The organism is Candidatus Dedyshia acidiphila, assembly GCF_051025295.1.
Classification (GTDB): domain Bacteria; phylum Acidobacteriota; class Terriglobia; order Terriglobales; family Acidobacteriaceae; genus KBS-83.
Genome location: NZ_JBMGJV010000020.1, coordinates 11,966 through 31,897, shown reverse-complemented (window position 1 = coordinate 31,897; position 19,932 = coordinate 11,966). Strand labels below are relative to the sequence as shown.

Sequence of the window (19,932 nt, the reverse complement as noted above, 5' to 3'; positions counted from 1 at the left end):
GGATACCGGGATACTATGAGTCAGCGGTATTTGTCACAAGAGGGCACCTTGAAGAAACCGAGCAACCTGAAGGTGCCCAGAGCAGCCTGTCACAGCAGCTTCAGCGATCTGCCGGCGGATGTGTGTCAGTCGGTGGGCGACGTCCTGGCACGGGTCGGCGACAAGTGGTCGATTCTGATCATCGCGATGCTGGCGCGGGGCAGCATGCGGTTTACCGAACTGAAGCGGAGTATCGGGTCGATCTCGCAGAAGGTGCTGACGACGAATCTTCGCGGCCTGGAGCGCGATGGGTACATCTCGCGCAAGGTGACGCCGAGTATTCCGCCCCGGGTGGATTACCAATTGACGGAGCTGGGGCACGACGTGCTGATCCCGGTGATGGACCTTGCGCAGTGGGCTCTGTCGCGGCGCGTGCGCGTGGAACAGGCGCGAGCGAAGTTCGATGCGCAGCGTTCACGAAGTCGCTGAGGCGGGTGGGCGAGCGCCTCTGAGCCAGCGGTTCATCGGCTCAGAGAACCAGTGAGCGATGACCCATCCCAGGGGAGCAGTGGCGGCGGTGATGGCCAGTGTCCAAAGCCCGGGCCGCGTTCCGTGCCAGCGCAGAAACGCCGCAACGCCGACGATCACCAGGAACTCGTGCGTGAGGTAGACCTCATAGCTGTGTCTGCCAAACCACCGGATGGGCGCGGTGAGCGGGCCACCGCCACGCGCGCCACGCAGAACTGTGGCGAGCATGACCATGCATGCGCCGAGCGGCAGCAGGGTGTCGTCGAGATCGTGCCTGCCAAGGAAGCGATTGGTGCTGTGCAGCCAATGCCATGTCGGCCAGGTGGCGAACCAGGCGATCAGGAGCCAGCCGAAGGCCTCGGTGGCATAGAGCCATCCTCGGGCGACGCGGGCGGAGCGCGACATGCGGTCGCAGGGGAGCGCGGTGAGGCAGCCGAGTGCGATGGCGTTCATGCCGCCGAGGTAGCTCTTCTCCTGGCCGATGTCGCTCGTGATCCACACCGAACGCGCCCAGGGGCCGAGCACGAGCAGTACAGCGGCGAGCAGAAACAGGAGCGGCCAACCTGCCCGCCGCACGGGTGAACGCTGGCCGAGCAGAGCGATGCAGACGAGCGGGAAGAACAGGTAGAACATCTCCTCCACGCTGAGGGACCAGAGCGCGTCCCAGTTCGCGGGCAGGTAGCCGGTCTTGGCCTCGAGCCAGTTCAGGTGAAAGGTGAGGGCCGAGAACAAGGCCCGGGGGAGGCCGACGGCTGGGCTGACATGCCAGGCTGTGTAGCGGTCCGAGTGCAGGCTGCCCCAATGCAGCAGCGCGAGAACGGTTAGCACGAGCACCAGTAAAGGTGCGATCCGAGCGAAGCGGATGCGGTAGAAGGACGCAGCGCGGATGTGGGCGAGTCCGCCAAAGCGGCGCAGGCTCGTGAGCGTGATGAGAAAGCCAGAGATGGCGAAGAAGACCGTGACGCCATTGCCGCCGTTCTGGAGCAGCAGAGCCCGCCAGACCCTGGGCAGTGCCGTGCCGACGTGGACACCGTCGCCGCCGAAGCGGATACGGCAGTGCAGCAGGACGACGGCCAGGATGGCCAGTCCGCGGAGCAGATCGACCGTTTCGAAGCGCGGTGCGGCTGCGGGAAGTTGGCCAGGGACGGGCTGCGTCATGGCCCTGATTGAAGCAGAAGCGGATACGTTCCGAAGCAACGAACGTCCCGAACCGGTGTTTCTGGAGAGCGGGGGCGGGAGGCGCGCGGAGTTTTCCACCGGCTAAGTTGCTGATTCCAGGTAGCACGTCCTGCTTTGGTGGCACAGGGTAAGGGGGTGGAGGCATTACTCCGGTGATGTACGGGCCCATTTTCAGCAGTTTTCCCGGAATGAAATCTGGGTATGCTCCGGTCTGTAGAGATTGCACGGTGGTCGTGTAGGAAATACACGAAACCGGAAACACCGGTAGTTTTGACTCCCCTTTTGAGGTGCGCCTTGGAATCCATGTCTGAGTTCGAAGCCAATCTGAGCCGACTGCACGTGCTGGTGATCGAGGAAGACGATGCCACGCGGTCGGCCTGCGTGGAGATTGCCACGCGTCGCGGGTTTACGGCGGAGGGTTTGTCCGTGGCCGGCGATGCCCAGCAGCTGCTGCGGAGCCACCCGGTGGACCTGCTGCTGCTGGAGCTGAAGGCGAGCCGGCGGGAGGGTCTGCAGCTCCTGGAAGAGGTGAAGACGCTGCGGCCGGATACGGCGGTGATCGTAATGACGGCATCGGCGACGATCGGGTCGGCCGTGGAAGCGATGCGGACGGGCGCGACCGATTACCTGACGAAGCCGTTCCTGATGGAGGAGCTGGGGTCGATGCTGGAGCGGGCGGCGCACCAGCGGCAGGCGACGGGGGCGAGCCGATCACTGCGGGACCGGCTGCGCAGCTCTGGCGGCGCGGGCAACCTGGTGGGACGCAGCGACGAGATGGACAAGCTGTACCGGATTATGTCGAAGGTGGCGCAGAGCCACCACCCGGCGCTGATCGTCGGCGAGAGCGGCACGGGCAAGGAGATGGTGGCGCGCACACTGCATGGGCAGAGCGAGCACGCGTCGCAGCCGTTCCTGACGGTGGATTGCGGGGCGTTTGCGCCGGAGCTGATCGAGCATGAGCTGTTCGGCTACGTGAAGGGCGCGTTTCCGGGGGCGCTGCGCAATGTGCCGGGCGTGCTGGCGTCGGCGGAGCGGGGCACGGTGTTTCTGGACGAGATCGGCCAGTTGACGCCGGAGCTGCAGGGCAAGTTGCTGCGGGTGCTGCAGGAGAAGGAGATTCGGCCGGCGGGGGCGACGCACCGGATTCCGCTGCATGCGCGCATCCTGGCAGCGAGCAGTGTGGACCTGGCGGCGGCGGTGACGAAGGGGACCTTCCGCAAAGATCTGTATTACCGGCTGAACGTGGTGACGCTGCGCATTCCGCCGCTGCGTGAACGGCGGAGCGATATTCCGCTGCTGGCGACGCACTTCCTGGAGCGGATGTCGCGCGAGAGTGGTCAGAGCTACGAGATGAGCGACGACGCGCTGCGCAGCCTGATGGACTACGACTGGCCGAACAATGTGCGCGAGCTGGAGATGGCGATCGAGCGGGCGTGCACGATGGCGTCGGGCCCGGTAATCCACATGGCGGACCTGCCGACGCAGCTACAAAATCACGAGCTGCAGCTGCGACGTCATGCCTCGGCACAGACGCAGCGTTCGGTCGACGCGGTGCTGCAGACGAACAGCACGCCACCGCCGGTGACGCCGCTGGCCGAGCTCGAGAAGCAGGCCATTCTGAACACGATCAAGCAGTTGAAGGGGGACAAGCTGCTAGCGGCTCGGCTGCTGGGCATCGGCAAGACGACGCTCTACCGCAAGCTGAAGGAGTACGGCATGCACGAGGGGATGTCGCTCGAGGCGATGGATCCGATGGGCGGCGCCAGCGCGATGCGGTCGGGAATGTAACGGAGATAGATACGAGGAGATGCGGGCTATGAAGACAAGCGTGGTGGGACCGAAACGAGTGCTGCTGGTATCCGGATTGTCCGGCGCGGAGGCTTGCTCCACGGCGATTCTGCAGCAACTGGAGCTGGACGTGACGCTGGTGCCAGGGCGGCGCGAGGCAATCGAAGCGCTGCGCACGGATACGTATGCGGCGGTGATCGTGGAGGACTCGCTGGCGGAGGGCGATCCGCGAAGCGCCGAGCTGCTGTGGCGGATGGCGGGGCTGGCGATCCCGATGCAGGTGAACTTTGCGCTGACGGGCAGCGCGCGGCTGGTGCGCGATCTGCGCGCCGCGCTGAGCCGGCGCGAGCAGGAGCGTGGCGCCGCGGAGCGGGCTGCGCTGCGAGCGATGGAGTCGGATCTGCGCAATACCGTGTCCGGGCTGCTGCTGCACACGCAGCTTGCGTTGAAGGAGAGCGCCGAATCGCCGCAGCTGGAGCAGCGACTGCGCCTGATGGCGGAGCTGGCGGGAAACCTGAAGCAGCGGCTGGAGCCGGGCCAGGCGTAGGCCGTCAAGGAACCGGAGCGGCTGCGGTTCGTTGTGTCCGGCTTGGTACCATCGGCGCATGGCACCTCTGTCCTCTGACGTGACGCCGGCGTCGAGCGCGCCGATCGAGCCGGTTGTGCTGCGCAGCGCGACTGCCGAGGATGCGGCTGCGCTATCACTGATCGGGGTTGCGACGTTTCTCGAGGCCTTCGCTGGAGTCCTGTTTGGCAGCGACATTCTGGCTCACTGCCAGGTGCAGCATGCGGCCGAGCGCTATGCCGGCTGGGTTGCGAATGAGCATTACCGGCTCTGCCTCGCGGAGCTGAAGGGTGCGCCGATCGGCTTTGCCGTGTTGTCGCCGCCGGATCTGCCCCTACCACTGTTACCCAACGACATCGAGCTGAAGCGCATTTATCTGCTGCATCGCTTTCAGGGGACCGGCCTGGGGCGGCGGCTGCTGGAGTGGTCGATCACGGAGGCACGCGCGATGGGAAAGCAACGGCTGCTGCTGGGCGTGAAGGCAGACAATCGCAGCGCGATCCAGTTCTATGAGCGGCACGGCTTTGTGAGGGTGGGCGAGCGCAAGTTCCTGGTGGGGTCGATGTGGTGCGACGACTACCTGATGGCGCGCCCGCTTGAGGGCTAGCGGAAGCTGGCTAGCGATTGAAGCTGCCGTCCATCGCTTGAGAAGTTCGAAGGCGCGAGCCAGCTTTCGAAGGCAGCGCGCACGCGCGGCCACTCATCGTCGGTGATGGAGTACCACGCGGTATCGCGGCTGCGTTCCTTGTAGACGATGGCCTTGCGAAAGATGCCCTCGAACCGGAAGCCGAGGCGGGGAGCGGCGCGCCGCGAGGACGCATTGAGCGAGTCGCACTTCCATTCATAGCGGCGGTAGCCGAGATCGTCGAAGGCGTGCTGCATGAGCAGGGATTGGAACTCGGTGGCGGCGCGGGTTTGCTGCAGTGACGGTGACAGATGGATGTGGCCGACCTCGATCGATCCGTGCTCGGGGGCGATGCGCAGATAGGATGCGATGCCGGCGGGCCGGCCGTGCTCATTGCGAATGCAGAGGTAGAGCGGATCGCGCGAGACGGCGTACTGGCTGAGCCGCTGCTGCCATTGCCTGAGGTTGCGTGCCGGTTCGGTCAGCAGATAGGTCCACAGCGTGTCGTGCGCCGGGTCGCAGAGTGCGGCGAAGAGAGCGTCGCCATGCGCATCCGGATCGAGCGGCTCGAGCGTGCAGTAACGGCCGGCGAAGCTGCGGCGCTGGGGCAAGGGGCGCGGCTGCCAACCGGGCAGCGCCGGGCCGATGGGCAGAGAGCCGGTGGGTTTGCCTGGCGGAGAAGAAGGTGCCATGCGGAGATCATCTCAGGGAATCGGAGGTGAGCGACGGCGCGACGAGGCGGAATGGGGGCCGTTCGTGACAGCGCGAGTTATCGGTGCCGGGGCCGCGCTGAGTCAGTCGCAGCCGCGAGTTAGCTGAGTTATCACCAGCTACGGGAGATAGCGGGCGGGAAGTGGGCTGTTCGGTGACTCCTGGTCCCAGAAGATCGTCACGACCCAGTAGCGATGGCCGTCGTTGAGTAGTTGGATGGAGTTGATGCCGCGAGCAAACGGCTGGCCGTCGCGGGTATGGCGCGATTCATAAGTGGAGAAGACATGCGCGAGACCGCCGAACGACTCGGTGGTGTTGTGGATGCCGCGCTCGAAGAAGCCCTGGCCGAGTGCTGCGCTGGATCGCTCGATGTACTGGTCGGGGGAGTAGAGCTGCACGTCCGCGGTGTTCGTCGCTGAAGCGGTGCTTGCGTGACGGGTGGGGATGAGGCGGGCGTCCGGCACGAAGAGGGAGCGGAAGCGGTTCCAGTCCCGTGGCTGGCCGGCGCCTCCGGAGATCACGTCGTAGAGGGCCGCGATGATTGCGTCCACGGATTGGACGTCCGCAGGATTGGCTTTGGGCCAGTCGGGATGCGCGGCGATCGAACCGGGTGTGGCGGGCCGCGTTGTGCTCGCGGCCGGGGCCGACGGGGTCTGCACGGGCGCGGTCTGGGCGACAAGAGATGTGGCGACGAGCGGCGACAGCAGCAGCGCGAAGAGACGTGTGCGGAGCATGCGTGGCACGGTATCACACCGAGCCACGGGCGCTGGGCGCGTTGCGATCGATCGCGCTTAGGGCATGGTGTGCGTGCCGTGGGTGATGGCGCCGCCTGCGCGCAGAGCCGCGGCGACGAGTACGGCCTCGGCTAACTCCTCGTCCGTGACCTGCGCTGCGCGCGCTTTCTTTGTGTGTATCTCGATGCAGTAGGGGCACTGCGTGGTGAGTGCGACGGCGACCGCGATCAATTCCTTGTACTTTGCGGGGATCGCGCCGTCTGCCATGGCGGCACTGTCGAAGGCCATGAAGGCTTCCATGCCCCTGGGCGCAAGCGTGGAGAGGGTCTTCAGCTTGGACATGTTTTTCATGTTATACATGGGTGTGGTCTCACTTTCTGTGGGTGAACTGGAGCGCACAAGCTTAGCGCGTTCGTTCAGGAGAAAGCGAAGCCGTATTTGCAAGCTGACGCGGAACAAAAGAAGGCGCGCCCGCAAGGATTGCGGGCGCGCTTCGGTGTTACTGGATGATGAGGCGAGGATCAGGCCTCTTCTTCTTCGTCGTCCTCATCGTCGAGGTCTTCGTCGTCGTCATCTTCTTCATCGCCGCTCTCTTCGGCGTTGGCTTCTTCGAGGAGTGGCTTGGAGGCGGCTTCGATCTTCTTGCCGGTCTCGGCCTCTTCCTTCAGTGTCTCGGTGAGCAGAGAGACGATCTCGGTCTCGCCGAGTGTCTTTGCGATGGCGATGGCCGCGGTGTAGCCGGCGATCTCATAGTGCTCAATGCGCAGGGCTGCGCCGGCAATGCAGACATCCTTCGCCGCGCCCTCCTCGTCCTTCTCGAGTTGTTCCGCGCCTTCAGCGACGAGGCCTTCCATACCTTTGCAAAGCTCGCCTGTGGGCTTCTCTTCGAGCTGCTGAAAGATCTGCTTGAGGCGGTCGACCTGCTGCTTGGTCTGCTGCAGGTGGTCGGTGAAGAGTGTCTTCACCTGCGGATTTTCGGCGCCTTTCGCCATCTTCGGCAGCGCTTTCACGAGTTGGGTTTCGGCGCTGTACAGGTCACGCAGTTCATCGACAAGAACGTCTCGCAGGCTCATAGGGGATCTCCTTTGGGAAAACGGCGGCAGTGTGTGCCTGCAAGTTGGGATGTGTCGGGCGATAGGCGCGTTGGCCCATGTGCGCGGCTCGGGCGAGCCGCGATGTGAGCGGATAGAAACCAGCACGGGGTTGTCTTGATAAGTAGAAGGGGCACTTACAATCGGAGCGATTGGAGTTGAGACTAGAAATTGACATCCAGAAAAGGAGAGAGCCATGCAACGGCGGAGATTCCTTAAAGCATCGCTGGCCGGTTCGGCGCTGACGGGAGCGCGGCTGCTGGGGCAGGCGGCAACGAGCGGCTCTGCAGACGGCGGAGGGCGCGAGTTCTACCAGCTGCGCCGCTACCAGGTGCAGTCCGGGCCACAGACGAAGCTGTGCGAGGACTACTTCGGCGCGGCGCTGGTGCCGACGCTGACGCGCCTTGGCATGGGACCCGTGGGCTTGTTTCGCGTGACGTACGGCGAGCAGACGCCTGCGTACTACGTGCTGATTCCGGCGCGGTCGGTGGATGCGTTGGCCACGCTCGATCTGCGGCTGGGGAAGGATGAGGCGTTCCTGAAGGCGGCGGCGCCGTTCTGGGGTGCGCCGGCAACGGCACCAGCGTTTGAGCGGGTGGAGAGTTCGCTGCTGGCAGCGTTCGAAGGCTGGCCACGACTGACGCCCCCGGCGAGTTCGGCAGGCAAGCAGTCGCGCATCTTTCAGCTACGCACGTATGAGAGCCCGAGCGATGCAGCGCATGTGCGCAAGGTGGAGATGTTTCATCGCGGCGAGTTCGACCTGTTCGTGAAGGCGGGCGCGCATCCGGTGTTCTTTGGCGACACGCTGGTGGGCCACCGGCTGCCGAACCTGACGTACATGCTGAGCTTTGGCAGCATGGCGGAGCTCGAGAAGGCCTGGGACGCGTTTCGCGATGCGCCGGGGTGGAAGACGCTGCAGGCGGACCCGCGGTACAGCTACGAGTCGATCGTCAGCAACATCACAAACCTGGTGCTGAGCCCGCTGGCGGCTTCGCAGATCTAATCTCCGGAACCGAAGCGCGGAAGGTGAGCATGACGAAGGTAGCGATTGTCACCGGGGCAGCGCAAGGCATCGGGCGGCGCACGGCAGAGGTGCTGGCGGAGCACGGATACGCGCTGGCGTTGATGGATGTGCAGCCCTGCGAGGAGACGCTGGCGGCGGTGCGCGCGCGTGGTGGCGATGCCGTGGCGTATGGCGGCGACCTGGTGGATGAGGGCACGGTGGTGCGTGCGGCGGCCGCGGTGATGAAGCGATGGGGCCGCGCGGATGTGCTGGTCAACAATGCGGGGATCAGCTTTATTGCGCCGGCGGAGTCGGTGGCGATGGAGGACTTCCGCCGCGTGCTTGAGGTGAACCTGCTGGCGCCGTTTCTGCTGTCGCGGCACTTCGGCGCGATGATGCTGAAGCAGGGGTCGGGGAGTGTCGTCAACATCGCGTCGATCGCCGGGCTGATGGGGGTGAGTCACCGCGCTGCTTACAACGCTTCGAAGCATGGGCTGATCGGTTTGACGCGAACGCTGGCAACGGAGTGGGGCGGCCGCGGTGTGCGTGTGAATGCGGTGTGCCCGGGCTGGGTGAAGACGGAGATGGATGCCGTCGACCAGGCGAAGGGCACGTACAGCGACGAGGACATCACGGATCGGGTGCCGATGGGGCGCTTCGCGTCGCCGGAAGATGTCGCAAGGGCAGTTGCATTTCTGGCCGACCCGGCGCAGAGCGGGTTCATCAATGGCCAGTCGCTGGCGGTGGATGGCGGGTGGACGGTGGATGCGAGCTGGCAGAGTCTGCGGCTGGGGTGCCGGTGAGGGCGCTCTTTCAGTTAGGACTGATCTAAGTCGGTTCCGCAGAGCTCGGTCAGTTCGCAGAACGCGCCACTCTAATTTGTTCGTTAAAACAAATAGTGCTAATGCGCCACTATTACTGGTACCGACCCATGAACGATGTGGGAAAGTACCGGCAAAGCCAGTGTTCCTGGACTAGAGAGCGTGACGCGTCTGCCTGTGAGTGATTTCTGGCGGGCCGCTGGGGATTTCTCTCGGGCCAAGCTGGATAGGAGCCGTGTAGGATGCAGGAATGACCCGCCCGTGTTTCCTCGTTATTGATCGGGAGTATTCCGGAAGTATCTCGACGCGCAAGCTGGTGATCGAGACGGCCAAGTTCAATGTGCTAACTGCCTATAGTGCCGATGAGGCGATGACCACGTTGCAACGGTTCCCGGGCGTGGATGGCGTGGTGCTGGATGCGGGGCTATGCGATGGGGCCTGCTACGACCTGGTGAACGCGCTGCGACGGCTTCAGCCGAAGCTGGTGGTGATTGCGGTGAGCGCTCCTGGTGCCGATGCGGTTTCGAATGCCGACTACCAGCTGGAGTCGTTCGACCCGCGCAAGCTGCTGGCGCTGCTTGAGAAGCTGAAGCCTTATGAGACGGCGGCGATCGAGGCGCGGAACGAAGACCTGAGCGCGGCGGACCGGCCGGTCGAGCAGTAGGCCGGCTGTCGACGCTTAGTGGATGGTCTTCATCTTGCGCTGCATGTAGTCCATCATCACGTATTCGCCTAAGCGATCGGGCGTGGTGAAGTAGGCTTTGCCGCGGCACATCGAGGTCACCTTCTGCACGAACTGCACCAGGCCGAAGTCCTGGGCGAGCATGAAGGTGTTCACCATGATGTTCTTGCGCTTGCAGCGGTTCACCTCTTCAAGCGTCTCCGCGATGACGAGCGGATCGAGGCCGAAGGCGTTCTTGTAGATGCGGCCGTCCGGCAGCGTGAGCGCGGAGGGCTTGCCATCCGTGATCATCACGATCTGCTTCATGTCCTTGCGCTGGCGATCGAGCACGCGCTGCGCGACGCGCAGGCCTTCGCGCGTGTTGGTGTAGTAGGGGCCAACCCTGACGCGCGCGATCTGCGAGACCGGCATTTCTTCCGCAGAGTCATGGAAGAGCACGAGCGAGAGTGAGTCGCCGGGGTACTGCGTGCGGATGAGGTGCGAGAGCGCCATGGCGACGCGCTTGGCGGGGGTGAAGCGGTCCTCGCCGTAGAGGATCATCGAGTGCGAGCAGTCGAGCATGACGACGGTCGCGCAAGAGCTTTGATACTCCGACTGATGGACGTGCAGGTCGCTGTACTCGAGATTGAGCGGACCGGCGAGGGGGATAGAGACACCCTCGCGGGCGAGCGCGGTGTTGAGCGTGGTGGTGACGTCGAGGTTGAGGACGTCGCCGAACTCGTAGGGCTTCGATGCGCCGGAGGCCTCGATGCCGGTGGCCCAGTGGCGCGTGTCGTGGCGGCCGTAGCTGGACTTGCCGAGTGAGCCGAGCAGGTCGCGCAGGGTTTTGAAGCCGAGGAAGTCGAGGCTCTTGTCGGTGACCTCGAAGCGCGCCTCGGTCTCCTGCTGGCCGGCGCGGCCGGGCGTCTTCGCGGCCTGCGACGGATCGTGCGGCGCGTGGATGGAGACGTACTCTTCCTGCTGCATGCGCTCGATGAGCCGGTCGATGAGCTGCTCGACCTCTTCGGCGGACATCTGCTGCATGCGCTCTTGCGCTTCCTCATCGAGCAGTTCGCCGGACTCGAGCGCCTGGCGGATGGCCTCGCGCAGGTTCTCGAGCGAGTGATCGCCATTGAGTTCGGAGAAGCGCGAGAACGGGTCCTGGAAGCCGGAGTCGAGCAGGTAGTCGGAGAGCTGCTGGAGCAGATCGTCCATCTCGACCTCGGAGGCGAGGTCGCCGTTGTATTTGGTGTAGCGGACGCGCTTCATGTCTCTAGCGTAGTCCTTTGGCAGGAGCGACGCTACGGCACGGCGTGACGCGGTGAAGGCGGCGTCGGTGCAGTGAAACGGGGGGACCTGGCGGGCTTAGCGGCTGTAGTGCTCGAGCCGGCCGTCCTGATCGATCCGGACCGAGAGCAGGCGGTAGCCGCTCTTGAGGAAGAGCTCGTCGCAGTGGGGGCAGCCGTTGCCGGGCACCTCGTAGACGAGGAAGTCCGCATGGTGCGCGAGGTAGTCGGGGAGCAGCGCCGTGCGGAGGTCGATGCCGGTGAGCTGGCCGAAGCGATGGTAGCCAACGAGGAAGGAGTCGGTGGGATCGGTTTCCACGAAGAGCAGCCGGGAGCGCAGCCAGTCGGGCGCGTAGTACTGGAGGTAGAGGTAGTCGGGGTGGCCGGTGATGAGCACGTCACCGTGAGAGTTCCTGACCTGCTGCGAGAGCAGGGTGTCACGGCGATAGAGGGGCTGGGCAGGGCTGGGGCTGAAGTGGAGCAGGCTGCTGGGCTCAATGAGGTCGATGTCGGCGAGGTGGCGATGGCACCAGGCGGCGATGAGCGTGTCCGCCGCGACGAGGGTGAGCATGGTGGCGAGCAGGATGCGCGGGATGCGGCGGTCTCTGCCGGGGCGGGCGGCGAGTTGGGCGAGCAGCAACGCGAGGCCGGCTGTGCTGGCGATGAAGTAGCGCTCGAAGTAGGGGCCATGGCTGAGCCGGACGAGCACGACACCGACCAGGGGGAGCACGAGCAGTCCGATGGCGAGCACGCGCTCTTCGCGGGAGAGCGCCCGTGCGGTGGCGGCAGAAGGGGCAGCACGCAAGACGGCGAGCAGGGCGATGGTGAGCAGCAGGAGCAACAGGGCAGGGCCGAAGACGGTGACGAGCGAGTGCTGCGCGACCTCATACGGATGGATGTGAATGCCGGCGGTGGTGATGGAGGCGCGATAGCCGCGCGCCATGCGGAGGTAGAGCGGCGCGACGAGGAGCGCGGGCACGACAAGCGCGGCCACGACCGCGAGTTGGACGCGACGATGGCGGAGCAGGCGGTCGCACTCGACCAGAGCGAAGGGGACGAGCAGGAAGACGGCGTAGACGTGCGTGAGCAGAGCGCCGAGCCAGCAGAGCGCGAGCAGCAGTGGCCAGAGAGCGCGAGAGCGGGTGGGAGCGTCCCGGTTGGCGCTGTCCTGAGACTGTTGCCAGCAGACCAGCATGAGGCCGCACCAGCCGAGCAGCGGGCCGTGGGCGCGCGCTTCGTAGGCATAATAGTGGGCCAGAGTGAACCAGGGGAGGAGCGCGGCGATGATGCCGGGGAGCGCGCCGAGACGGCGTGCGGTGAAGCGATACAGGCAGAGCCCGAAGACCCAGAAGCCGAGGATGGCGGGCATGCGCGAGGCGATGAGGCCTTCGCCGCCAGCGAGCGACTGGGAGAGGCGGGTGAGCAGGTAGAGGAGTGGCGGGTTGAAGTCGCCGCCGCTGAGGACGGCGTGCCAGGTGGTGGCGAAGGATGGCAGCCGGCACAGATAGATGGTGTTGAGTTCGTCGAACCAGAAGGTCTTGAGCGTGGCGCGTAGCAGCGTGTCAGCGAAGTAGAGGCCGGAGAGCGCAATGAGCACGGCGACGAAGAGCAGGCGCGGGCTGCGCGGAGACGAGGCGGCAGGAGTGGATGTCAGCGATGGCGAGGCCATGACGGAGTCTGCTGGATTGTACGGTGTGACGGAACGACCGGAGCGCGAAGGGCTGGCGGTGGTGCTGGTGCGGGCACGCAATCCGTTGAACATTGGCGCGGTGGCGCGGGCGATGCAGAACTTCGGCGTACGGGACCTGCGGCTGGTGGAGGTGTATGAGGACTCATACCGCGAGGCACGGTCCGCAGTGGGGGCCGGGGCGGTGCTCGAAGGCGCACGTGTGTTTGCATCCGTCGCCGAAGCGGTGGCAGATTGCCGGCTGGTGCTGGGCACGACGACGGCGCGGCGGCGCGAGCTGGCGCAGCCGGTGATGGAGTTGGAGGAGGCAGCGGCTGAGCTGGAGCAGCAAGGGACGGGACAGGTGGCGCTGCTGTTCGGGTCGGAGAAGCATGGGCTGACGAGCGCGGACCTGGATTTGTGCCATGCACTGGTACGAATCCGCACCGCTGCGGACCAGCCGTCGATGAACCTGGGGCAGGCGGCGGCGGTGTGCCTGTGGGAGTTGGTGGCGCGGCAGCCGCAGGCGCGTCAGGCACAAACGGTGAGCGAGCCCGTTCGGGCCGAGTCAGGCCAGCTCGACCGGTTCGAGGGGCTGCTGATGGAGTTGCTGGAGGCGGGCGGGTATCTGGACCGGGGCGCGCATCCGCAGAGTGCGGCGACGGCGGAGCAGGAACTGCGGCGCATGCTGCGCCGGCTTCACGTCACCGAGCGGGATACAGTTGTGCTGATGGGAATGGTGCGGAGGCTGCTGTGGCGGTTGCGCCACGGAGGTGAGCAGGGGGACGCCTCCTCGCCTCCGGGTGCGGAGTCGGGTTTAGACAGGCGCTAGTTGAAGCCGCGCTGCTTGTTGCCGCGGCGCTGCTGCCACTGCTCGTACTCGCGGGACTCATCGCGGCGCTCCTGGCCACGCTCGGCGTTGCGCTGGGCGCGCTCCTGCGCGGTGAAGCCGCGCTCTTCGCTGCGGCTCAGCTTGCGATGGGCGTAGAGCCCCTCGAGCAGGAACTCGGCGGCGGCCACGGTCTTCTCGGGATTGTCCTTCGCGTCCTTCGCCTTGATGCCGAGGGGCGCGAGCTTTTCGAAGAGGCCCTGGATCTGCTGCAGCTCGGTGACGGTCGCGGCCGCGGACTGCGTGTCTTCGACTTTGACCGAGCCGCCGAGGTTGAACCACTGCTCGATCTGCTGTGTGTTCGTCTCGGCGAAGTACTGGTCGTAGACGCGAGCCATGGCGGTGCGGATGATCTCGCGAACGACGACGTCAGCGCCCTTCATCTCGCCTTCGTATTCCAGCTCGATCTTGCCGGTGATGCCGGGGAGCGCGGCATAGATATCGCCGACACGCGGGTAGACGGTGGCTTCGCCATGCAGCAGGGCGCGGCGCTCTGCGTTCGAGACAGCGAGCTCGAGTGTGGAAATGGGCAGGCGCTGCGAGACGCCGGAGCGCTTGTCGACCTTCTTGTCTTCGCGGGCGACAAAGGCGATCTGCTCGACGATCTCGTAGATGTAGTCGGGCACCTCGGTGCGCATGGCGCCGCGATTGCTCCACGACTCCTGCCGAGTGATGGCGATGCCTTCGGCGACGGACTGCGGATAGTGGGTGCGGATCTCCGAGCCCATGCGGTCCTTGAGCGGGGTGACGATCTTGCCGCGCGCGGTGTAGTCCTCGGGGTTGGCGCTGAAGACGAGCGCGACGTCGAGCTCGAGGCGCACGGGGTAGCCCTTAATCTGCACGTCGCCTTCCTGCATGATGTTGAACAGGGCGACCTGGATCTTGCCGGCGAGGTCGGGCAGTTCGTTGACGGCGAAGATGCCACGGTTGGCGCGTGGCAGCAGACCGTAGTGCATGGTGATCTCGTTGGCGAGGTCGGCGCCAGAGCGTGCGGCCTTGATGGGATCGAGATCGCCAATCAGATCAGCGACGGTGACGTCGGGCGTGGCCAGCTTTTCGACGTAGCGATCGTCACGGGTCATCCAGGCGATCGGGGTCGCATCGCCGCGTTCGGCAATGAGGTCGCGCGCGTACTGCGAGAGCGGCCGGTAGGGGTTGTCGCGAATTTCAGAGCCGGCAACGTAGGGCGCAGCGGGGTCGAGCAGTTCGGTAAGGGCGCGCAGGATGCGGCTCTTGGCCTGGCCGCGCAGTCCGAGCAGGATGAAGTTCTGCCGCGAGAGCAACGCGTTGACGATCTGCGGCACGACCGTGTCGTCGTAGCCGACGATGCCGGGGAAGAGAGGCGCGGCGGCATCACCGGCAGCGGTCTGCTCACGCAGGCGCTGGATGAGATTTTCGCGCAGCTCATCCTTGACGCTGCGGCTGACGCGCGCTTCGGAGTAGTCCGGATGCTGGCGCAGTTCGCCGAGCGTGGTGGGAAGCGAGGGACGTGCAGTGGAGCGGGCCTGGGTGGCAGGCTGAGTCGCAGGCTGTGGCATCGCGGGGAGGACCTCCTGGTCGCTCGCGGTAGGCGACCTGTCTCTATGGTACGTTCTCGGGGCGGTACGTGCTCGGAGCGCCGTGCGGGCGCGTGGCCTGGGGAGCTTTGCGGCTGGTGAAAGGAATGCACCCGGGCAGGACGACGGCTACATGATGTGGCCGTTGGTGCTGTGCTCGGCGGCTCGCGCGCCGCGGCGCAGCTTGGGCAGCATGAGGTTGTAGTAGTCGATGATGGCGTGAGTGCGCTCGGCGTCGGAGCGCATGGCGAGCAGCTCCTGCTGGAAGTTGAGATCGGCCGGCATGGTGGCGGCGACGAGGAAGGCGACGGGCTCGTTCAGATCGACGGGCAGCGCAGGATCACCCCCACCGAGCAGTTCCAGGGCTTCAAAGTGCAGGGCGACGCACTCTTCGCGTTCGCTGCGCCGGGCAAGCTGGCCAGTGTCGGGCAGCAGGTCAATCTCAGCCTGCAGGAAGTTGCGGGAGTCATCGAGCAGCTCGATTTCGAAGCGCTCCGCGCCCTGAGTCAGGATGTCGCTGCGTCCGTCGGGATATAGCTCCAGCACGCGCACGATCCGGGCGGTGCAGCCGACGACGTTGAGGCCTTCCGGCTGCGCGCGCACGACACCAAACGGAGCCTTGTTGGCGATGCATTCAGCCATCATTTCGCGATAGCGCGGCTCGAAGATGTGCAAAGGGAGCGGCACTCCCGGGAAGAGCACGGTATCGAGTGGGAACAACGGGATCTTCATGCTCTTTACGGCTTTCTGCGGTTGCGGGCGGGGCGCGACGGGCGCCGCTCTCCAGCGTTCAACGCGCCATGACCCGCAGTGCGGGGCGTCATAGCTTCGCTCATTATGCTCTTAAGATGAGGCCCCCAAGCGGCGGATGGAGCGTGCAACGATTTTGGCTTGCACAGGGCACAACTGATCCCGTTTTGCGCACTTTGCCCGCACGCAAACGGATGTTCGCCGGACGCGATCAGAGCGAGAGATCGCTGAGCATGCCGGTCATCTCGCGCAATGCGAGCTGGTTGCCGGTGCGCTGCGCGGCGGCAACGCCGGCCTCGAGGCGCGTCCTCGCTTCGGGCTCGCGGCCGAGCTCGATCAGCAACTGCGCGGACATCTGATAGCCCGCGGTGTAGTCGGGGTGGCGCGTGGTGAGCTCGGCGAACTGGGCGAGCGCGGCATCCGTGTCGCCGCGGCTGGACTGCTCCATCGCGAGGCCGTAGCGGGCGAAGGCATCGTCGGGGTTCTGCGCAAGGATCTCCTGGAGCATTGCGAGCTTGTCCATGGAACCACTCTCCTGGCGGGCACGGATCTGGGTTGCTGCGTTGGTGGCGCGAAACGAGCAGCACCAGTTTCGAACCTATCATGCGGGTTCCGATGTCAGCAGGCGTGCTGCCCCGTGCAAGTGACGGCGTTGCGGGTTTGCTCGCCATGGCCGACACTGGAAGGTAGCCCGCAGGACGAAAGAGAGCCACATGGACTATCCAGTGACGACGCTGACGCGCTCGGTTGCCGAGTCGCGCAGCGAGATGACAGAACTGATTCTGCCGAACGACACGAACACCCTGGGGAACCTGCTGGGTGGTCGGCTGATGCATTTTATTGACTTGGTTGGGGCGATGGCGGCGTATCGACATGCGCGCACGCATGTGGTGACGGCGTCTATGGATCACATCGACTTCATCGCGCCGGTGCATGTCGGCGACCTGCTGATTCTGAAGTCATCGATGAATCGCGCCTTCAACACGTCGATGGAAGTGGGCGTGAAGGTGTGGGTGGAGAACACGATTGCCGGCATCCATCGTCATGTGGCCTCGGCGTACCTGACGTTTGTGGCGGTGGATAGCCAAGGGCGGCGCGTGCCGGTGCCGCAGCTGCAGCCGGAGACGGAAGAAGAGAAGACGCATTACGAAGATGCGGGGCGGCGGCGCGAGCATCGGCAGAAGGAGCTGGAGCGCAAGCGCCAGGCCAAGCCGAAGCAGCAGGCGCAGGACGGCAGCGTGCGGCCTGGCGCGTACGCGACGAAGTAGCACCCGAGAGATCGGCTGAACGAAGACAGGGAGACGAACCATGGCAGCACACGGACATCCGCAGGGGCCGCAGCCGCAGACGCTGCCTGGCGTGAAGGCGATCATCGCGGTGGGTTCAGGCAAGGGCGGCGTGGGCAAGACCACGCTGGCGGTCAACCTGGCGATTGCGCTGAGCAAGCTGGGCCACAAGGTGGGTCTGATCGACGCCGATATCTATGGGCCGAATGTGCCGCTGATGATGGGCGCGAAGGCGCAGCCGCGGGTGCTCGAGGGCAATCGCATCGAGCCGCTGACGGTGCATGGCGTGAAGATGATCTCGGTCGGCTCGCTGTCGCCGGGCGACAAGCCGCTGGTGATGCGCGGTCCGATGCTGCACCAGATCATCCGGCAGTTTCTGCAGCAGGTGGCGTGGGGTGAGCTCGACTACCTGCTGGTCGATCTGCCGCCGGGGACGGGCGACGTGGTGATCTCGCTGGTGCAGACGGTGCCGCTGACAGGTGCGGTGGTGGTGTCGACGCCGTCCGATGTGTCACTGCAGGACGCACGTAAGGCGCTCGAGATGTTCCACCAGGTGAATGTCGAGGTGCTGGGGATTGTCGAAAACATGAGCCAGTTCACCTGCCCGCATTGCCACGAGGTGATCGACATCTTTTCCAAGGGCGGCGTGGAGCGGACAGCGCAGCAGTTCAAGCTGGCGTTCCTGGGCTCGGTGGAGCTCGATCCGAACATCCGGCACGGCGGCGATCGCGGGCTGCCGGTGGCACTGATGGCGCCGGAGTCGTCGGTAGCGCCAGCGAGCTTTTACGCAATCGCGCGCAAGCTGATCGAGCGTGCCGACGCGCAGCAGGCGAAGGATCAGGACGTCTTCGAAATTACGTAGCTGGAGTGGATACGAAGGAGGGCGGAGGCTGTTTCTCCGCCCTCCTTGGCTGTCCCTTTAGTGCTTCCCGAGCAGGCCGCCAAGTGCGTTCCCAAGTCCGTTGGGCAGGTTCTGCTTTTGCAACTGGCCCTTGGCTGCGTTGCCGAGCAGGCCGGCTGCGTTGCCGCCGGCAGCACCACCCGCGAGTCCCTTCACATCGGGCGTGAAGACGGGGTCCTTGGCCGTGCCCGTGATGGTGACCGGGATGCCGTTCTTGAGTGCGCCCCCGGCGAGGTTGCCGGCAGTGCCGCCGATCATTGAGATCGCCGTGGTGGCCATGCCGCCGACACCGCTCTGATCAAGCTTCGCGACCAGGTGGAAGTTGAGCTGCTGTGAGGCGCTCACGGTGCCGTTGCCGGCTGCCGATCCGAGTCCCTGCACCACGCAGACGATGTTGCCGAGCTGCACGCCACCACCGGCGGCGTGCACGTTCGCGCTGAGCACGCGGACGGTCGTGACGTTGCCGGTGTGTGCGCCGGTGAGCGCGCTGACGGCGGAGAGCTTGGAGCCGAGGTCAAAGCCGGCGAGCTGGGTGTTGTCGACGCGCACGGGACCGGCGATGACGGGGTTCTGCGCGGCGCCGGTCACGGCGAGGTTGGTGGTAAGGGTGCCGCCCTGCAGGCGCGAGCCGGCGGGTAGCTGGATGCCGGCGGCGGGGAGGAAGGCTTCGAGGTCGTTGATCGGGACGGACTGCCCGTTGACGTGCATGTCGAGCGTGGTGGTCGGGCCCTCGGTGCGGTAGGTGCCGCCGAGGTTGAGCACGGCCTTGTCGAAGTTGACCGTTGTGTCGCGCAGCTGGCCGGACAGGGATGCGAGATTCTGATCATCCGTGAAGCGGACATGCACGGGGCGCTGCGCCGGCTCACCGGCGGGGACAAGCTTGAGTTGCTGCGCGTCGAGGGTGCCGGTCACGTGCGCGGATTGCCCGTTCGAGGCGATCTGCGCGTTGAGGTCGATGAAGCCGGAGACACCGGCGGAGGCGGGCACGAATCCGGCGCCGACCAGGTCAGCATGCTTGATCTGGAGATTGGCGTTGAAGGGCGTCTTCGAGGCGTCGGCCTGGTTGAAGGGGCCACCCTTGCCGGTGACGGAGACATTGCCGTTGCCAGGCAGCGATGTGGAGACGGTGTAGTCGAACGGCGAGGTGAGGGAGAAGTCGGTCACCGTGGCGGCGACGTTCTGGTAAACGGCCGGCTTGGCGCCGGGCGTGGTCACGCTCACCTGGCCGTTGGTGACCTCGAGCGAGGCGATCGACAGGTTGGGCATGGTGCTCTGGGTCTCGGTCGACTGTTTGCGCTTGTTCGCGTTGCCGAGGCTGGCGTAGTTCCAAACGTTGGCCTGGTTGCGGATGAGCTGGATCTGTGGCGAGTCGATGCTAATGCCGCGGATGAGGATCTGCTTGTGCAGGACGAGCGGGGCGACCTGGATACCGATCTTAACCAGCTTGGCCTGAATGAAGGGCTGCTGGCTGAAGGCGGGATCATCGGCGATGGCGAGCTGGTCCGCAGTTAGTGCGCCGGAGAAGAGCGAGAAGCTGAGGTGTCCGAGGGTGACGGGGCGGCCGGTGGACTCCGACAGAGCGCGCTCGATGCGCGGCCGGTAGTTGTCCGCGTTGAGAAAGTAGGGGATCGCGATCAGCAGGACGACCACCACAGCGACTGCGATGGCGGCGATGGTGATCCACAAGCGACGGCGGGCCGGCATAGATTCCTCCAAGGGACGGGTGGCAGTCTGATTCAACAGCAGTACAGGCGGATGCAGCTTGTGCTGTTTGTTCGTGATGCGGGATCGTTCTGTTGTTCGTGACACGCGCGGATGGGGCGATCTGCGCGCGCTGGCAGCCGTCGCTCCCCGGCTCTTCCGGTTTGGAACGCGTTGCAGCGCCTTTGGTTATCCCCAGGTTGGCAAGAGCC

21 protein-coding genes are annotated in these 19,932 nt (G+C 65.3%); 10 read left to right on the top strand and 11 right to left on the bottom strand.

What is annotated here, in order from left to right; all coding sequences use genetic code 11:
• The first annotated feature begins 48 nt into the window (after positions 1-48).
• Complete coding sequence (locus AC5IJH_RS10010; protein ID WP_491902675.1) at positions 49-468, top strand: winged helix-turn-helix transcriptional regulator; 420 nt, start codon at positions 49-51, stop codon at positions 466-468.
• On the opposite strand, the gene AC5IJH_RS10005 is transcribed toward AC5IJH_RS10010, so the two are convergent.
• Positions 454-1,665, bottom strand: coding sequence for an acyltransferase family protein (locus AC5IJH_RS10005; protein WP_491902674.1), 1,212 nt, complete (start codon positions 1,663-1,665; stop codon positions 454-456). The genes AC5IJH_RS10010 and AC5IJH_RS10005 overlap by 15 nt on opposite strands.
• 324 nt (positions 1,666-1,989) lie before the next feature.
• Here AC5IJH_RS10005 and AC5IJH_RS10000 point away from each other — a divergent pair, with 324 nt between their 5' ends.
• Genes AC5IJH_RS10000 through AC5IJH_RS09990 form a run of 3 tightly spaced genes read left to right on the top strand, consistent with a single transcriptional unit; the run spans position 1,990 to position 4,646 of the window.
• Positions 1,990-3,474 (top strand): sigma-54-dependent transcriptional regulator, encoded by a 1,485-nt coding sequence (locus AC5IJH_RS10000; protein ID WP_491902673.1) that lies wholly within the window; start codon positions 1,990-1,992, stop codon positions 3,472-3,474.
• A gap of 28 nt (positions 3,475-3,502) precedes the next feature.
• Positions 3,503-4,021 carry a hypothetical protein gene (locus AC5IJH_RS09995; protein WP_491902672.1) on the top strand — a complete coding sequence of 173 codons (519 nt, stop codon included), beginning with the start codon at positions 3,503-3,505 and terminating at the stop codon, positions 4,019-4,021.
• Between the two features lie 58 nt (positions 4,022-4,079).
• Positions 4,080-4,646, top strand: a complete 567-nt coding sequence (locus AC5IJH_RS09990; RefSeq protein ID WP_491902671.1) for a GNAT family N-acetyltransferase — start codon at positions 4,080-4,082, stop codon at positions 4,644-4,646.
• Here the strand turns inward: AC5IJH_RS09990 and AC5IJH_RS09985 are convergent.
• The 4 genes from AC5IJH_RS09985 to AC5IJH_RS09970 form a co-directional block, all read right to left on the bottom strand.
• Positions 4,643-5,356 carry a GNAT family N-acetyltransferase gene (locus AC5IJH_RS09985; protein ID WP_491902670.1) on the bottom strand — a complete coding sequence of 238 codons (714 nt, stop codon included), beginning with the start codon at positions 5,354-5,356 and terminating at the stop codon, positions 4,643-4,645. The genes AC5IJH_RS09990 and AC5IJH_RS09985 overlap by 4 nt on opposite strands.
• Before the next feature lie 138 nt (positions 5,357-5,494).
• Positions 5,495-6,109 carry a hypothetical protein gene (locus tag AC5IJH_RS09980; RefSeq protein ID WP_491902669.1) on the bottom strand — a complete coding sequence of 205 codons (615 nt, stop codon included), beginning with the start codon at positions 6,107-6,109 and terminating at the stop codon, positions 5,495-5,497.
• Positions 6,110-6,166: 57 nt separating this feature from the next.
• A complete protein-coding gene (locus AC5IJH_RS09975) occupies positions 6,167-6,469 on the bottom strand; it encodes a carboxymuconolactone decarboxylase family protein (RefSeq protein ID WP_491902668.1) in 303 nt (100 codons plus the stop codon).
• 161 nt (positions 6,470-6,630) lie between these two features.
• Complete coding sequence (locus tag AC5IJH_RS09970; RefSeq protein ID WP_491902667.1) at positions 6,631-7,182, bottom strand: YciE/YciF ferroxidase family protein; 552 nt, start codon at positions 7,180-7,182, stop codon at positions 6,631-6,633.
• Positions 7,183-7,396: 214 nt separating this feature from the next.
• On the opposite strand from AC5IJH_RS09970, the gene AC5IJH_RS09965 reads away from it, so the two are divergent.
• The 3 genes from AC5IJH_RS09965 to AC5IJH_RS09955 all read left to right on the top strand — a co-directional run bounded on the left by AC5IJH_RS09965 (position 7,397) and on the right by AC5IJH_RS09955 (position 9,688).
• A complete protein-coding gene (locus AC5IJH_RS09965; RefSeq protein WP_491902666.1) occupies positions 7,397-8,203 on the top strand; it encodes an NIPSNAP family protein in 807 nt (268 codons plus the stop codon).
• The gene (locus AC5IJH_RS09960; protein WP_491902717.1) at positions 8,203-9,006 is read left to right on the top strand and encodes an SDR family NAD(P)-dependent oxidoreductase; all 804 of its coding nucleotides are present in this window, start codon (positions 8,203-8,205) and stop codon (positions 9,004-9,006) included. The genes AC5IJH_RS09965 and AC5IJH_RS09960 overlap by 1 nt, the downstream gene beginning before the upstream one ends.
• A 268-nt stretch (positions 9,007-9,274) precedes the next feature.
• Complete coding sequence (locus AC5IJH_RS09955) at positions 9,275-9,688, top strand: response regulator (RefSeq protein WP_491902665.1); 414 nt, start codon at positions 9,275-9,277, stop codon at positions 9,686-9,688.
• Between the two features lie 15 nt (positions 9,689-9,703).
• Here the strand turns inward: AC5IJH_RS09955 and AC5IJH_RS09950 are convergent, their stop codons facing one another.
• Positions 9,704-10,954, bottom strand: coding sequence for a vWA domain-containing protein (locus AC5IJH_RS09950; RefSeq protein WP_491902664.1), 1,251 nt, complete (start codon positions 10,952-10,954; stop codon positions 9,704-9,706).
• A 96-nt stretch (positions 10,955-11,050) separates the two neighbouring features.
• Positions 11,051-12,640: a hypothetical protein gene (locus AC5IJH_RS09945; RefSeq protein ID WP_491902663.1), complete on the bottom strand. Its 1,590-nt coding sequence runs from the start codon at positions 12,638-12,640 to the stop codon at positions 11,051-11,053.
• Between the two features lie 25 nt (positions 12,641-12,665).
• Between AC5IJH_RS09945 and AC5IJH_RS09940 the strand changes: the two genes are divergently transcribed.
• On the top strand, positions 12,666-13,469 hold the full coding sequence (locus AC5IJH_RS09940; RefSeq protein ID WP_491902662.1) for an RNA methyltransferase: 804 nt from the start codon (positions 12,666-12,668) through the stop codon (positions 13,467-13,469).
• Here AC5IJH_RS09940 and AC5IJH_RS09935 read toward each other — a convergent pair.
• The 3 genes from AC5IJH_RS09935 to AC5IJH_RS09925 form a co-directional block, all read right to left on the bottom strand.
• Positions 13,466-15,064 (bottom strand): magnesium chelatase ATPase subunit I, encoded by a 1,599-nt coding sequence (locus AC5IJH_RS09935; protein WP_491902661.1) that lies wholly within the window; start codon positions 15,062-15,064, stop codon positions 13,466-13,468. The genes AC5IJH_RS09940 and AC5IJH_RS09935 overlap by 4 nt on opposite strands.
• 147 nt (positions 15,065-15,211) lie before the next feature.
• On the bottom strand, positions 15,212-15,814 hold the full coding sequence (locus AC5IJH_RS09930) for an LON peptidase substrate-binding domain-containing protein (RefSeq protein ID WP_491902660.1): 603 nt from the start codon (positions 15,812-15,814) through the stop codon (positions 15,212-15,214).
• Between the two features lie 229 nt (positions 15,815-16,043).
• Entirely contained in the window at positions 16,044-16,355 is a 312-nt protein-coding gene (locus AC5IJH_RS09925) for a tetratricopeptide repeat protein (RefSeq protein ID WP_491902659.1), read from the bottom strand.
• A 190-nt stretch (positions 16,356-16,545) separates the two neighbouring features.
• Here AC5IJH_RS09925 and AC5IJH_RS09920 point away from each other — a divergent pair, with 190 nt between their 5' ends.
• Positions 16,546-17,100: an acyl-CoA thioesterase gene (locus tag AC5IJH_RS09920; RefSeq protein WP_491902658.1), complete on the top strand. Its 555-nt coding sequence runs from the start codon at positions 16,546-16,548 to the stop codon at positions 17,098-17,100.
• Positions 17,101-17,140: 40 nt separating this feature from the next.
• On the top strand, positions 17,141-17,980 hold the full coding sequence (locus tag AC5IJH_RS09915) for an Mrp/NBP35 family ATP-binding protein (protein ID WP_491902657.1): 840 nt from the start codon (positions 17,141-17,143) through the stop codon (positions 17,978-17,980).
• Between the two features lie 57 nt (positions 17,981-18,037).
• Here AC5IJH_RS09915 and AC5IJH_RS09910 read toward each other — a convergent pair whose 3' ends face one another.
• Entirely contained in the window at positions 18,038-19,723 is a 1,686-nt protein-coding gene (locus tag AC5IJH_RS09910; protein WP_491902656.1) for an AsmA family protein, read from the bottom strand.
• Positions 19,724-19,932: the final 209 nt, after the last annotated feature.

Coding starts and splice junctions, on each gene's coding strand:
- AC5IJH_RS10005 (WP_491902674.1), bottom strand. CDS start 1,665: ATGACGCAGCCCGTCCCTGGCCAACTTCCCGCAGCCGCACCGCGCTTC.
- AC5IJH_RS10000 (WP_491902673.1), top strand. CDS start 1,990: ATGTCTGAGTTCGAAGCCAATCTGAGCCGACTGCACGTGCTGGTGATC.
- AC5IJH_RS09995 (WP_491902672.1), top strand. CDS start 3,503: ATGAAGACAAGCGTGGTGGGACCGAAACGAGTGCTGCTGGTATCCGGA.
- AC5IJH_RS09990 (WP_491902671.1), top strand. CDS start 4,080: ATGGCACCTCTGTCCTCTGACGTGACGCCGGCGTCGAGCGCGCCGATC.
- AC5IJH_RS09985 (WP_491902670.1), bottom strand. CDS start 5,356: ATGGCACCTTCTTCTCCGCCAGGCAAACCCACCGGCTCTCTGCCCATC.
- AC5IJH_RS09980 (WP_491902669.1), bottom strand. CDS start 6,109: ATGCTCCGCACACGTCTCTTCGCGCTGCTGCTGTCGCCGCTCGTCGCC.
- AC5IJH_RS09975 (WP_491902668.1), bottom strand. CDS start 6,469: ATGTATAACATGAAAAACATGTCCAAGCTGAAGACCCTCTCCACGCTT.
- AC5IJH_RS09970 (WP_491902667.1), bottom strand. CDS start 7,182: ATGAGCCTGCGAGACGTTCTTGTCGATGAACTGCGTGACCTGTACAGC.
- AC5IJH_RS09965 (WP_491902666.1), top strand. CDS start 7,397: ATGCAACGGCGGAGATTCCTTAAAGCATCGCTGGCCGGTTCGGCGCTG.
- AC5IJH_RS09955 (WP_491902665.1), top strand. CDS start 9,275: ATGACCCGCCCGTGTTTCCTCGTTATTGATCGGGAGTATTCCGGAAGT.
- AC5IJH_RS09950 (WP_491902664.1), bottom strand. CDS start 10,954: ATGAAGCGCGTCCGCTACACCAAATACAACGGCGACCTCGCCTCCGAG.
- AC5IJH_RS09945 (WP_491902663.1), bottom strand. CDS start 12,640: ATGGCCTCGCCATCGCTGACATCCACTCCTGCCGCCTCGTCTCCGCGC.
- AC5IJH_RS09935 (WP_491902661.1), bottom strand. CDS start 15,064: ATGCCACAGCCTGCGACTCAGCCTGCCACCCAGGCCCGCTCCACTGCA.
- AC5IJH_RS09930 (WP_491902660.1), bottom strand. CDS start 15,814: ATGAAGATCCCGTTGTTCCCACTCGATACCGTGCTCTTCCCGGGAGTG.
- AC5IJH_RS09925 (WP_491902659.1), bottom strand. CDS start 16,355: ATGGACAAGCTCGCAATGCTCCAGGAGATCCTTGCGCAGAACCCCGAC.
- AC5IJH_RS09920 (WP_491902658.1), top strand. CDS start 16,546: ATGGACTATCCAGTGACGACGCTGACGCGCTCGGTTGCCGAGTCGCGC.
- AC5IJH_RS09915 (WP_491902657.1), top strand. CDS start 17,141: ATGGCAGCACACGGACATCCGCAGGGGCCGCAGCCGCAGACGCTGCCT.
- AC5IJH_RS09910 (WP_491902656.1), bottom strand. CDS start 19,723: ATGCCGGCCCGCCGTCGCTTGTGGATCACCATCGCCGCCATCGCAGTC.